Here is a 14032-nt window from a genome sequence, read left to right as displayed (position 1 = left end):
CTAGCATGAATAAACATAACATACTTTTCATTGGCTTAGATACCCATAAAGTATCTACTGAAGTTGCACACATTGAAGACCAACGTGGCGCAAAAACTGTTCATCAAGGAAAAATTAAAACAACCAAAGCAGCAATCACTAAACTTGCTCGGCAATATCAATCTAAATACCCTAATGCGACATTGCATTTTGTTTATGAAGCAGGTCCATGTGGCTATTGGATTTACCGTCTACTGACAAGTTTAGGTCATTGCTGTTATGTCGTTGCGCCATCGCTTATCCCTAAAAAACCAGGAGATAAAGTCAAAACCGATAAACGTGATGCAATGAAGTTGGCCAAACTCCTTAAAGACGAGGAGCTAACCCCGATTTATGTCCCCGAGCCTGAAGACGAAGCAATACGTGATTTATCCAGGGCAAGAGAAACCGCTATGAAAGACTTAAAAGATGCTAAATTCCAACTTAAAGGTTTATTTCTGCGCAACAACATCACCTGCAAAGTGAATGACAATTGGTCAAATCAACATTTACGTTGGCTAACTGAGTTAGTTTTGCCGCATCCAAGCCAACAAATTGTGCTGCAAGAAATGATACAAACCATTACCGAACGTATTAAGCGCGTTGAACGATTAGTTAATGAATTAGCACATCAAGCAAAACTATGGCGCTATTATCCCGTCGTTCAAGCATTGCAAGCGATGCGAGGTATTCGTTTTTTAGTCGCTGTAGGTACCATTGCTGAGTTAGGTGATTTAAGACGCTTTGACCACCCGAGAAAGCTAATGGCTTACTTAGGATTAGTTCCCAAAGAAAACTCAAGTGGGGATAATCGAAAGCTAGGCGGCATCACTAAATGTGGTAATGGCCGAGCACGTCGATTATTAATTGAAGGGGCTCAAACCTATAAGCACAACGCAAACGTGTCAACCGAGCTACAAAAGCGGCAAGAAACACTGCCTAAGGTCGTTATTGATATTGCTTGGAAAGCCCAACTAAGGCTTTGCCGACGATACAAACGCCTGATGCAACGCGGTAAGCATCGTAATATTGTTGTCGCTGCCATTGCCCGTGAAATGCTCGCATATATTTGGGCGATATCACGAGAAGTAATATTAGTGCCTGTTGACCCAAGTACGCGTATTTCAAGGGTACCAGCATAATCAAAAAGTGAGTCGTAAATAAAGACAACAACATGAAAAAGAGAAAAGATTAAATGAGAAAAAGTTTTGAGTTAGCGCATGGAGTCAAGCATCGGATGTGGCACAACCACCGAGGGCGTTAGGATGGCAATAGCCTAACGGCCATTGAACCACGAGCATAGACTGAAATTAGGTGTCACGACGGAAAAAGTAAGGTAGGCGCTGTTAGCCAATAGGTTAATAATCCACGAATATCAGCATGATAACCGACGAAATTACTTGCTTCATTCTATGCGTTAACTCACTCAACTTGAAAAGAGAAAAATCATGGCTCGAAAAAAAGCAGGATGTTTTACGGTTTAACTTGACGTGGGGAGTCATACCAACGCCCATTTAAGGGGCAAAATAGAGTTGGCTAAAATAGGTGAACGGAGTGAACAAAACAGCCAACTTTATTTTGTCCCTCTTGAAATTCTTGTTATGTTTTTACTACTCAGAATCCGTAGGTAGAACCAATGGAACTGTAAATTTTACCTTGGTAACTGCTGATGTCTGTGTGCTCTCCTGGTTGTTTTTACCAAGTTTTATAGCTCCAAGGAAAACACCTACACCTTCATTTGAACCGTCAGAAATTATAGATGTTAAGCCAACATCAAATTGCACATCTTGGGGCATAGCGTCATCATGAGAATTTCCTTTACCGTCTTTGAAAAAAGAGACTGATGATGGGTTGATAATAGCGCCTTTTTCTTTTGCATAAGCTTGAGACTCGGAAACACCTTCGATGATTTGAATAAATTTGTTCAATTCCATTGCTGAACTCTCCTAAAAACATAACGCCTCACTAAGAGGCAAAAAATTGTTGGCTAAAATAAGCGACGAAGGAGCAAAAAGCCAACTGTTTTTTGTCCTTTTAAGTGACTTGTTATAAGCCCATTACACGTCAATAATTATCCTTTGAATTGAGCCTTTATATGACTCAAGAGATACAGAATAGACACCATCCCCCTCAAGAGAGACTGAAATAGCAGCGCCCAATCTACCATTTAAAAAAGATGAGTGACGAATTTTTCTATACTCTGAATCACACTCGGTTTTGTTGATGTATGAGGTTTTTATTGCTGGTAATGCACCCGTGTAGAGTTCCTTAGTAATTAACCCCATAGATAGCATTTGTTGTGGGGTAAGCTCAGGGTCTAAACCTAATAACTCCATATCATAAACGGGATCATCAAAATTAGTACAAAATAGTTCTCCAGTTTCGACAACTTTATACATGCTACTTTGAACTGGAAATTCTTCTTTTTCTTGTTCTTCATTCATCATTTTGTACCAAGGATCACCAATCATTAAACTTGCTGAATCGACACAAATTAAACCAACAGTTTTGCAATCTAATTCCGAGTGAGGTATCTCAATGAAGTCTCTTTCATCTCTGTCGTAAACAAATACACTTTTACGGTATTCATGAGCTTTATTAAGTGACTCTTGTAACTTTTCTATTTCTGAATTTTTTGTACTGATCTTTTCAGAATGCTCTTCACTGTCGTGAGCTAATCGGGTAATTTCTTCTTCTCGTATTTTAATTCTTTCACTGAGTTGCTTTTCGATAAATTCAGGAGACTTTCTTTCCAAATCCAATGCTTTATCTTTCCATAGTTTAATATTTTGTTCTGCCACTTTTATTTGTGTATCTTTGATACCATTCATCGAGCGAAGATTTTTGATATAAGCAATATAAATAAAACCAATAACAGCCAATGCACCTACATTTGCAATTGTTGTGATAATTTCAAACATCTATTTTCCTATGACAAAGTTTAAATCAGACTCATGATATGACGGGCTTATAACAGTTTATTATGAGGTCAAATACCTTCTTTCTACAAGAGAGTATTAATCGTCCATAATTTTATAATATATTCACATTACTTGATTGTTATCAGCAAATCAATTAGTTAAAAACATACCACTTGACTGGTTGATGTGTGAAAGAAGGCATTTTGCCTTCTTTCTTGTAGAAAGGAGGAATTACCGATAGCTGTGTTTATATACAGTTATTGGTGATATGTTAATTTTACTTAACTTACAGCGCTAAGCAGATAACCTTTTAAGGATAAAATAAATTGATTAATAGGTTAAGAGTTTTGAGTTGATGTCATTATTGAGGAAGGATATTTAGCGCCTTTTGAGCTTACTAAAGAGAATTTCAAGAAAATAGGTTATAGAACATAGAACATAGAACTTATAACTATGTTCTTTAGTTTCCAGCGGCCAGAAGCCGCTGCCATTTAATAAATAAGGGTAGGGCAATAGGCTAAGCAGTTAGCTCTTTACGGATGATTTCTGCACCTGCACTTAACGCATTCAATTTTCCGCTAGCGATGTGGTGAGGTAGGGGAGCCATGCCACAGTTAGTACAAGGATAAAGCTTGTCGGCGTCTACAAATTGCAACGCTTTGCGTAAGGTGTCGGCAACTTCTTCTGGTGTTTCAATAGTATGGCTAGCAACATCAATTGCACCTACCATCACCTTTTTACCACGAATAAGTTCAAGTAGATCCATTGGCACATGAGAGTTGTGACATTCGAGTGAGATAATATCAATTTTAGATTTTTGCAGCTTAGGAAAAGCTTCTTCATACTGTCGCCACTCAGATCCCAAGGTTTTTTTCCAATCGGTATTAGCTTTTATGCCGTAGCCGTAGCAAATATGCACAGCTGTTTCACATTTAAGTCCTTCAATGGCGCGTTCTAAGCAGGCGATTCCCCAAGCATTAACTTCATCAAAAAACACATTAAATGCAGGTTCATCAAATTGTATTATATCAACACCCGCCGCTTCTAATTCTTTGGCTTCTTGATTAAGAATAATGGCGAATTCCCAGGCAAGTTTTTCACGACTTTTATAATGATCATCATAAAGGGTGTCTATCATGGTCATAGGACCTGGCAACGCCCATTTAATTGGTTGATTGGTTTGCTTACGTAAAAACTTAGCGTCTTCAACAAAAACAGACTTTTGACGAGAAACTGGGCCTACCACTGTTGGTACACTGGCGTCATAGCGATCGCGAATTTTAACCGTTTTGCGTTTCTCAAAATCAACCCCATTAAGGTGTTCAATAAAGGTAGTAACAAAATGTTGGCGGGTTTGTTCACCATCGCTAACAATATCAATGCCTGCTTGTTGTTGATCTAATAACGATAAACGTAATGCATCGTGCTTGCCTTCGGCTAATTCGTCACCTTCTAATTTCCAAGGCGACCAAAGTGTTTCAGGCTCTGCGAGCCAAGCTGGTTTAGGTAAGCTGCCTGCCGTTGAAGTAGGTAATATTTTTTTGTTAAAAAGGGCTTTCATAATAAATGATATCTTATATTTGTGTAATTTAAGCTAAGTATTGAACTTAGCTATTAAGTTTTTGCTAAACGTATGCAATCAACGTAATGGTTAACGGTATTTGTTAAACAAAGTTGGTGTTAGCAGACCATTGTTCAAGCACCGTTTGATAAGGTTTGATAAAGTGCTCTTCAGCAAATTTTCCCTGATCATTAGCTAACTGGCCACGTTCTTCTCGGTCGTAAATAATTTGCGTTAATGAATGATCTAGGTTATTCAAATTTGGTTGATACGACTTTCCAGCAACCGCATTTGCATTATAAATTTCAGGTCGGTAAATTTTTTGGAAAGTACCCATTGTGCTGATAGTGCTTATAAGCTCAAGGCTGGTGTAATCATTAAGTAAGTCACCAAAGAAGTAAAAAGCTAATGGCGCAACACTATTTGGCGGCATAAAGTAACGCACTTGTAAGCCCATTTTTTTGAAATATTGCTCAGTTAATGATGTTTCATTTGGTTGGTATTCAACACCTAATACGGGATGCTGATTTTCAGTTTGGTGATACGTTTTATTATCAGAAACACTGATACAGATCACAGGTTTTTTATTAAAGTTATCGTTGTAGGCAGCTGAATTAACGAAAGATTGAAATAACTTACCATGTAAAACCCCAAAATTTTCTGGAATACTAAATTTGGTTTGATTTTTATTATGCTCTTGCAGTAATACGCTAAAGTCATAGTCGCGAACATAAGAAGAAAAGTTATTTCCTACAATGCCTTCAATGCGTTTGTTAGTTTTATGATCAACAATATTTGTTTTCAATACTTCAATTGAAGGGAAGGTTTGACCACTGCCTTCAATATCAACATTAACGGAAATAATTTCAAGTTCAACAGAGTAACGATCACCTTTAGGGTTGTCCCAATGCGCTAACGCATTAAAGCTATTATCGATCATCTTTAAAGCGTTACGTAAGTTCGCTTGACGATAGCTTCCTCTGGCTAAGTTAGCAAAGTTGGTAGTGATACGGGTATTGTCTGATGGTTGGTAGTCTTCATCGAGACAAATGCTTTTAATAGTAAATGTAAAGTCGTTATTCATTGTGATCTAGTATCCAATTGTCTAATTTAAAACCTGAATTTATGTGTGTTGGTGCTAGACTCTTCAATTTACATTCTGATTTTTATCAGTGAGTAATTTTCAAGGTCTGTTGTATTCAAAATCTGTCGCGTTTGGTGCCTTATGTGCTAATGAATAATCATCTGAAATATCCATTAGTGTTAAGCGCTGAGTAATTTATACGTGGATTAGTACATGATTAAAAGCGCATTTATTTCACATACCCCATGAGAAAAATTCATGGTGTATATAATTGAATGTGTAAGGGGTTGTCAGTTATATTATTTCGCTTATTGTGTACACAACTACATTTTATGTAGCGAAATAACCCTTTGATTATATTAAGAAGTGAATTGAATGAATGATTTATTGTTGTTGATTATATATTGCGCGTTGCTTGGCAGTGTTGTTGGTTTTTTAGCTGGACTATTAGGTATTGGCGGTGGGTTAGTTATTGTTCCGATATTGAGTGTTTTTTTACTGCATTTTGAAATAATACCACCTGAACAAGTGGTTATTGTTGCGGTAGCGACTTCTTTGGCATCGATATTATTTACATCGACTTCATCAGCAATTGCTCATCATAAAAATGGTAATGTTCCATGGCACTTAGCCCCTTGGATAATGACAGGTGTAGCCCTTGGAGCGCTTATTAGTGGCTTTATGGCTGCATTATTGCCGGAACAAGTTGTTCGTATCGTGTTTGCCGTAAGTGTAGTACTTATTGCGATAAAGATGTTTTACAGCAGCACTAAAGCTGAGTCTACGACAGAACGCCAAATGCCCAATAAAGGCTTGTTAACCTTTTTTACTACGATTACAGGTGCATTATCAGCCATGATAGGTATTGGTGGTGGTGCACTGTTAGTGCCGTTGTTAACGTTTTTCTCTATTGATATGAAAAAAGCGATAGGCTGTGCCTCTGCTTGTGGCATTGTTATCGCATTATTTGGTTCAATCGGTTATATCAGCTCAGGGAGTGTTCATTTTGCTTTAGCCGATGGTTTTGCTGGATTCGTTTATTTACCGGCGTTATTAGGTATTGTTTGTACTTCTTGGTTTACGGCTCCGTTAGGTGCAAAATCAACGCATTACTTACCTGTTTCGACGATAAAGAAAATTTTTGCCGCGCTATTGTTAGTAATGGCTGTAAATATGATTATGTAATGTAGACTGAATACATAGACTCAAGATAGTAGGTTTAGATTTAGGTGTTAAATTTTCAACTTGCCACTTATCGTTGATGCATAGTTGATATATATAAAGCTTTAATGAATTTATAACGCGATAGTGGCAGAAGTTACGGCACTAAAAATGTGTGCCGTTAGGCTTTTAAACTGTGTATAAAAAATCAACGTAATAACCGTGTTATAACCGAATAATAACGATGTAATAATCTGTATGTATAAATTATTTTCCATTACACGATAATCGTCAAATATTAAGAGATAAATAAAAACCTGACTAATTAGACAAATAATTTTCAAACCGGAATAATCGCGTTATAATACCCGAAATTAAAAGTTAGGGTTATTATTGATGGATAAGAAATACATTACGGCACAAGAGTTACTAGAAGATTCATTCCGATTAGCAGCAAAAGTATACGAAGATGGCTTTAGACCACAATTTATTGTTGGTATTTGGCGTGGTGGTGCTCCAATTGGTATCGCTGTTCAAGAATATTTTGATTATAAAAAAATCGAAACGGATCACATTGCTGTACGTACGTCTTCTTATTACGGTATTAACAAGCAAAGTAAAGATATTACAGTGCACGGCTTACATTATATTATTGAAAATGCCAATGCAGATGATGCATTGTTAATCGTCGATGATGTTTTTGATTCAGGCCGAAGCATTAAAGCGCTTATTGCAAAATTAAAATTAACAATGAGAAATAATATGCCAACGGACGTGAGAGTTGCTTGTCCTTGGTATAAGCCTAGTAATAAACAGGTAGATATTACACCTGATTACTTTGTTTATGAATCTGATGAATGGTTAGTGTTCCCGCATGAATTATCTGGTTTAACATCAGAAGAAATTGCTGAAAACAAATCAGACTTAGCGAATATTAAAGACCTGTTTTAGGCTTTTTTCGTTAATTAAATTGATAACTAAATTACATAGGAAATAACCGAATGCGTTTTCTTTCTTGCTTAGTAGCATTACTACTTTCCTGCTCAGTTTACGGTAAATCTGAAAAGCCTACTGTAATTTTGTTATCAATTGATGGCTTTTCATATGAATACCTTGAACAACATAAGCCATCAAACCTGCTCGCTTTAGCTCAGTCTGGTGCTGTTGCTGAACTGCTTCCTGTATATCCGAGTAAGACTTTTCCCAATCACCTGTCAATAATTACCGGATCTTACCCTGTAAATCATGGTATTAATAATAACAATTTTTACAATTCAGCATTAGGTAAAAAATATGTTAAAGGTGCAGGTAAAAATAACCCAGCGTGGTTAACGGCTGAGCCTTTTTGGTATGTTGCGATGCAACAAGACATAAAAGCAGCTGTTTATTTCTGGCCTGAATCAGAGGTTATTGGAAAAACACCAACATACAACATTCCGTTTAATAAAAAAGATTCAAACCAAGCTAGGTTTGCACAAATAATTAAGTGGTTAGAACTACCGTCAAAAGAACGACCTCATTTTATTGCCAGTTACTTCTCAACAGTCGATAGTGCAGGGCATCATTATGGCCCTAGGTCGAAGCAAGTTGCGAAGGCTATTGCTGACATTGATAAGCTGCTTGGAGAGTTCGTTTCAACATTAGCAAATGATATAGACCAAGAGGTAAATCTTATTATTGTGTCAGATCATGGCATGATACAAGTAGACAATAATAAAGCGATAAAGCCTTCAATGGTGTTTGATCAAGAGACTATTGAACTTATTAAGTCTGACGCTATTATTGTTGCGAGTAACGATACCCAATTATTTCTCTATTTTAACCCGTTAAAATTAAAGCAACCAGCTGAACAGTTACAAGTAATTGATAACTTGAAACTAAAATTAGCACAGCAGAAGCCTAATCTTTATCAATTGTATGCAAAAGGAAATTATCCTGAACATTGGCATTTAGCTAAAGATATTGATCTTGTGCCCGACATTATTCTTGATGCTCTTCCGCCTGCAACGTTTGTAAAAGAAAATTATAACAATAATTTAACAATTATTGGCACTCATGGTTATGATCCAAAAAATCAAGCAAGCTTATCCGGAATATTTATCGCTTCAGGGTCTAATATAGTAAAAGGAATTAAAGTGGAACCGTTTGAAAACATACATATTTTTTCTTTTATGAGTGAATTATTAAACCTCAAAGAAACGGCAACCATTGATGGTAATAAGGAAGTGTTAACGCCACTTATTTTTAAAAAATAAATTAAAGGTTAATAGCTTGTTATTTTTACTAGCAATTTCATCTAGTAATGTTAGTCTTGAGGTCAAGGAACATACAATAATAAAGCGTAATGAAAAATACTTATATCGCGAGACAAGCAATTTTTAACGATACTTCAGAAACCATTGGTTATGAGTTATTGTTTAGAGACAGTCCTGATAATAAATTCCCCGACGTTGATCATGATATTGCCAGCTCTAAACTGATTATTCAAAACCATATTCATGGTGATATTAAAACAATTAGTATGGGTAAGTTGTCATTTATTAATTTCACTGAAAACTGCCTAATTCATAAATTCCCCTTAATGTTTGATAAAGATTCTATTGTAATAGAGCTAGTAGGTCATGAAAAACCAACTAACAAGTTACTAAAAATAATACAGTTTTATCATGATGAAGGTTATATGATTGCACTAACTCAATATGATTTAGCGCTGCATTGGGATGTACTTTTTCCGTACATTAATATTGTTAAAGTTGATATTGAAAAAATTAATACTAAACGTTTATTACCTGCAGTTACGCGCATGAGAGCATTTAATATTGCGATTGCGGCAGAAAAAGTAGAAACAAGAAATCAACAACAAACACTTGCTGAAGTGGGCTTTGATTATTTCCAAGGTTATTTTTATCATGAGCCTGAAATTATTGAAGGTCAAACGCTTGCGCCAATAAAAACTCAAATGCTTCATTTGTTAAGCGAAACGTTTAATTCACCACTTAATTATGACAGCGTTGCAGAAATTATTAGTCACGATGTAAACTTAACCGTTGGTTTATTGAAGCTGGTTAATAATGTTTCTACAGGTACTCGTATTAAAATCACATCATTGAAACAAGCAGCAGCTTATTTAGGTGAAGAAAAGCTAAGACACTTTGTTTCTATTCTTGCGTTGTCTAACCTAACATCTGAAACAACCGATGAAGTATGTAAACAAGCATTGATAACCGCGAAAATGATGTACTCTTTAAGTAATAGCGATACCTTTAAGCCGGTTAATGACTTTGCTTTTATTACCGGATTACTTAGCTCTATTGAAGTAATGTTATCTATGCCTATTTCTGAAATTGTTAAGACGATGCCTTTAGCAGAGCCCATTGAAAGGGCTTTAGTGAAGCATGAAGGTTTATTAGGGCAATTACTCGATTTAACAACGAGTTATATTTTAGGTCACGAACAGGTAACCATTGATAAAACCTTAACTAATATTTTAAATCAGTACTCATTAGACAAAGAAGTTGTACAAGCTGAGTTTCTAAAAGCGAGTCAATGGTGTAATGATCTCGATATATAAAAGTACCCCCTGAAGTTAAAGACTGTAAGTCTACTTTTTTTACAGCTTAAACACTTTCTGATATGCCTTGTAAAAATTCAGTAATATTAATGAATTAGCAAGGAATTCAACAATATATTTGGCTTGTTTATTCTTCTTTAGTATTGGACATAATAGCTGATGCTAATTAGAATAAGTAAAAATCTCCTCTCATTATGTATTCATGTCTAAAACAACACCTGTACCATTATTTCCTACTTATATCGAACTGTGTGACTTCAAGTTTGAAAACTACCCTGAATTAGACAAATTTATCAATTCACTACCATCTTGGTGTAAAGGTCATTGGGAGTGGGGCAAGGCATTTCTTGAATATACAGGCAGGAATAAATCAGCGCATACCTTTGATAGATTTAGGAATGAAGTTGAAAAATTCCTATTGTGGTCATTTTTAGAAAATAAATCACCGATAGATGAATTACGGAAATCAGATATTCTTACCTATGCAGATTTTTGTTGGAAGCCATCAGTAAATTGGATTGGCACCAGTAATCAAGAGCGTTTCAAGCTCCAAAATAGTTACTTTACTAATAATGACGTATGGCGCCCATTTAAAATACAAGCGGCTAAAAGTCAGACAATAAAGGAAATCGATAAAAAGAAATATCGTCCGTCACAACAAACCTTAACGTCAACATTTACAGCGGTTATTGTATTTTATAATTACTTGATGGGCGAAGAGCTTTGTTATGGAAACCCTGCGCAGACAGCTAAAAAAGATTGTAAGCATTTTATTTTTGATACCCAAGTCAAAGAAATTAAAAGACTTTCAAGCTTACAGTGGCAATATTTGCTAGATACCGCTATTGATCTTGCAGATGAAGATCCAATATATGAACGAAATTTATTTGTTATCGCCAGTTTAAAGACTTTGTTTTTGAGAATTTCAGAGTTGTCAGAACGAGATAATTGGTCTCCAACTATGGGACATTTCTGGCAAGACGAAGACGAAAACTGGTGGTTAAAAGTATTTGGTAAAGGAAGAAAATTGCGTGATATAACCGTTCCCTCTGATTTTATTCCTTTTTTACAACGGTATCGTTTATATAGAGGTCTTTCTGGCTTACCTACTAGCGGTGATAATAATGTTTTAGTTGAAAAAATACGTGGCCAAGGTGGCATGACAACAAGGCATTTAAGACGGTTAGTACAAGATATATTCGATCATGCCTTTACACGAATGAAACAAGCTGAAGGTGAAGACCGAGCGGTAAAACTTAAAGAAGCAACCACGCATTGGCTTAGACACACTGGCGCTAGTATGGAAATTGAGCGTGGTAGAGCACTGAAAGATCTATCAGAAGATTTAGGCCATGCCAGTATGGGAACAACCGATACGATTTATGTACAGTCTGAGAATAAGAAAAGAGCGGAAAGTGGTAAAAAAAGAAAGGTGGATTAATCGTTATTTGTATAATTTTACCGGTCAACTTGCATGTTAATTCAAGGCTATACTCGTTAGTCTTGAACAAGCATCACTGGAAAGCTATTCAGAGTCAGTCATACTTGTTACCATCATTGAGTTTAATTAATTATTTGATTTATATCGTTACTGTATTAATAGGATCTTTTTACTTGTGAAACTCTCTAAATTTGGACAAAAATTTACCCAAAAATCCGGCATAGTAGGATTAATGGATGATATAGGCAATGCCCTTGATGAAAATCCCAATATGATATTTATGGGAGGAGGAAATCCAGGTCAGTTACCTGAAGTTGAAAAAGTATTCCAACAAAAATTAGAATCACTTTTAGCTGATCCTATAAAAAGACAAAGTATATTAGGTGTTTATCAGTCTCCACAAGGAGACAAAGAGTTTCGTGTCGCAGTGGCTAGTTTTTTGAAAAAACAATTTGGTTGGGATCTTAACCACAATAACATTGCAATTTCTAATGGTAGCCAATCAGCTTTTTTCATTTTATATAATATGTTTGCTGGCTCTATGCCAAATGGCGATTACCATTCCATTCATTTACCTTTGTCTCCAGAATATATAGGGTATAAAGATATTGGAGTAAATGAAAACTTCTTTACAGCAACTAGACCATCAATTGAACTGTTAGATGATAACTTATTTAAATACCATGTAGACTTTTCAACGTTAGCATTATCTGACAAAACCGCGGCAATGTGTGTTTCTAGACCTGCTAACCCAACAGGAAATGTACTTACTGATGATGAAATCAATCATTTAGATGAATTAGCTAAAGAAAAAAATATACCACTGATTATTGATGGTGCTTATGGTCTCCCTTTTCCAAATATCATTTTTACCGAAGCAACACCTCACTGGAATCAAAATACAATTTTAACCCTGAGCCTTTCAAAAATGGGTTTACCTGGCTTACGTACAGGAATTGTTATTGCCAATGAAAAGGTTATTGAAAAATATACTAATGTAAATACCATTGTTAACTTATCTTGTGGTTCACTTGGCCCAGCATTAGCTAAAGAGTTATTTAAAACCGGTGAAATTGTTTCTATCACGCAAGATTACATTAAACCTTTTTATCAAGAGCGCGCTAACAAAGCGGCTAACTGGTTTCGTCAATATCTTGGAAAGCTACCGTATCGAATACATAAGCCTGAAGGTGCAATTTTTCTTTGGTTATGGTTTAAAGACTTACCAATAACGAGTCATGAGCTGTATCAGCGTCTTAAAATTCGTGGTGTTTTAGTGGTGCCAGGCGATGATTTTTTTGTCGGCATTGATGACGAATGGTCTCATAAACGTGAATGTTTACGTGTTTCCTATGTTCAACCTGAACTGTTAGTAAAGCAAGGTATTCAAATTATTTCAGAAGAAGTTATGAAGGCTTACCAAGGGATATAATACGCCTATATCTATTTATACCTTAGGTTAAAGAAATGATTGCTAGTACATTACTCTTTATTGATGATATTGCATTATCTGTTGGATATGAGTCAGAATGCGCATTTACTAAACCCTTTAACAAATACGTTGGTATGACACCAAAGCAATTTCGAACGCAAAAAAAGAATAATTAGTGTTAGCTTAATTCTTCGGATAGCGTTTTTGGGTGGTTTTTACGGCGTTATCGCTTTTTTATGAAGAATATGCACATGGCAAGGGCTCTGCTGGGTATAAAAACCCAACAAATAGCTGCAAAAAAATTTTCTAATGATCAACAGACCTAGATATTGTTATCTCTTATAAATTAACTTTTAATCGCTATTCGATGTTTTTAGGACTAAGGTTACTTTGTAGTATTTGGGTTAACTGGATAAAATCGTCAATTTTTTCTGGCGAAATATCGTTTGCCATTTTATTGAATACACGCTTTTCGGCAGTTCTAAATAACGCTATTATTTTATCTCCCTTAACCGATAATTTTAATAAGTGGCTACGCTTATCATTTTTATTATCAATTTTAGTAATTAACTCTTGGCTAACTAACTCTTTAATTAACCGATTAATTTGGGCTTTATCTCGCCCGATATAATCGGCCAATTTTTGTCCTGTACAATCATCCATTATTGATATTACTTTTAATGCCTTTAGGTGCATTGGCGCTAAATCGATTGATAATAGCTTTATTTCTTGCATCATATTATTACGCACAGTGTGTACTAAACCAAAGATTGCTTCACTTAATTCCATGGGTCCTCCCGGACAAATTCAGTATTTATCAAAATATAGTTGACAGTATCAACC

At 35.7% G+C, this 14032-nt stretch carries 13 protein-coding genes; 8 read left to right on the top strand and 5 right to left on the bottom strand.

Annotated elements, in window-relative coordinates; translation table 11 throughout:
- Positions 1–5 precede the first annotated feature (5 nt).
- A complete protein-coding gene (locus GQS55_RS10480; RefSeq protein ID WP_159820015.1) occupies positions 6–1160 on the top strand; it encodes an IS110 family transposase in 1155 nt (384 codons plus the stop codon).
- A 468-nt stretch (positions 1161–1628) separates the two neighbouring features.
- Here GQS55_RS10480 and GQS55_RS10475 read toward each other — a convergent pair whose 3' ends face one another.
- From GQS55_RS10475 to GQS55_RS10460, 4 genes are all read right to left on the bottom strand, one after another.
- Positions 1629–1952: a hypothetical protein gene (locus GQS55_RS10475; protein ID WP_159820404.1), complete on the bottom strand. Its 324-nt coding sequence runs from the start codon at positions 1950–1952 to the stop codon at positions 1629–1631.
- Positions 1953–2075: 123 nt separating this feature from the next.
- Positions 2076–2939 (bottom strand): hypothetical protein, encoded by an 864-nt coding sequence (locus GQS55_RS10470; RefSeq protein ID WP_159820402.1) that lies wholly within the window; start codon positions 2937–2939, stop codon positions 2076–2078.
- A 517-nt stretch (positions 2940–3456) separates the two neighbouring features.
- Positions 3457–4500 (bottom strand): methionine synthase, encoded by a 1044-nt coding sequence (locus GQS55_RS10465; RefSeq protein ID WP_159820400.1) that lies wholly within the window; start codon positions 4498–4500, stop codon positions 3457–3459.
- Between the two features lie 103 nt (positions 4501–4603).
- The gene (locus GQS55_RS10460; protein WP_159820398.1) at positions 4604–5584 is read right to left on the bottom strand and encodes a DUF1852 domain-containing protein; all 981 of its coding nucleotides are present in this window, start codon (positions 5582–5584) and stop codon (positions 4604–4606) included.
- A gap of 375 nt (positions 5585–5959) precedes the next feature.
- Between GQS55_RS10460 and GQS55_RS10455 the strand changes: the two genes are divergently transcribed.
- The 7 genes from GQS55_RS10455 (at position 5960) to GQS55_RS10425 (ending at position 13365) form a co-directional block, all read left to right on the top strand.
- Entirely contained in the window at positions 5960–6769 is an 810-nt protein-coding gene (locus GQS55_RS10455) for a sulfite exporter TauE/SafE family protein (protein WP_159820396.1), read from the top strand.
- Between the two features lie 372 nt (positions 6770–7141).
- Positions 7142–7696, top strand: a complete 555-nt coding sequence (locus tag GQS55_RS10450; RefSeq protein WP_442872144.1) for a phosphoribosyltransferase — start codon at positions 7142–7144, stop codon at positions 7694–7696.
- Positions 7697–7746: 50 nt separating this feature from the next.
- Positions 7747–9000: an alkaline phosphatase family protein gene (locus GQS55_RS10445; protein ID WP_159820392.1), complete on the top strand. Its 1254-nt coding sequence runs from the start codon at positions 7747–7749 to the stop codon at positions 8998–9000.
- Positions 9001–9089: 89 nt separating this feature from the next.
- The gene (locus GQS55_RS10440) at positions 9090–10316 is read left to right on the top strand and encodes an EAL and HDOD domain-containing protein (protein WP_159820390.1); all 1227 of its coding nucleotides are present in this window, start codon (positions 9090–9092) and stop codon (positions 10314–10316) included.
- 202 nt (positions 10317–10518) lie between these two features.
- Entirely contained in the window at positions 10519–11757 is a 1239-nt protein-coding gene (locus GQS55_RS10435; RefSeq protein WP_159820388.1) for a tyrosine-type recombinase/integrase, read from the top strand.
- A 175-nt stretch (positions 11758–11932) separates the two neighbouring features.
- On the top strand, positions 11933–13189 hold the full coding sequence (locus GQS55_RS10430; protein ID WP_159820386.1) for a valine--pyruvate transaminase: 1257 nt from the start codon (positions 11933–11935) through the stop codon (positions 13187–13189).
- 35 nt (positions 13190–13224) lie between these two features.
- A complete protein-coding gene (locus GQS55_RS10425) occupies positions 13225–13365 on the top strand; it encodes a helix-turn-helix domain-containing protein (RefSeq protein WP_159820384.1) in 141 nt (46 codons plus the stop codon).
- 184 nt (positions 13366–13549) lie between these two features.
- Here the strand turns inward: GQS55_RS10425 and GQS55_RS10420 are convergent, their stop codons facing one another.
- Complete coding sequence (locus GQS55_RS10420) at positions 13550–13978, bottom strand: MarR family winged helix-turn-helix transcriptional regulator (RefSeq protein WP_159820382.1); 429 nt, start codon at positions 13976–13978, stop codon at positions 13550–13552.
- Positions 13979–14032 lie beyond the last annotated feature (54 nt).

The sequence above is a fragment of the Colwellia sp. 20A7 genome, assembly GCF_009832865.1.
Classification (GTDB): domain Bacteria; phylum Pseudomonadota; class Gammaproteobacteria; order Enterobacterales; family Alteromonadaceae; genus Colwellia.
The sequence above is the reverse complement of the archived record's forward strand: the minus strand, read 5'-3'. Positions and strand labels throughout refer to the sequence as shown.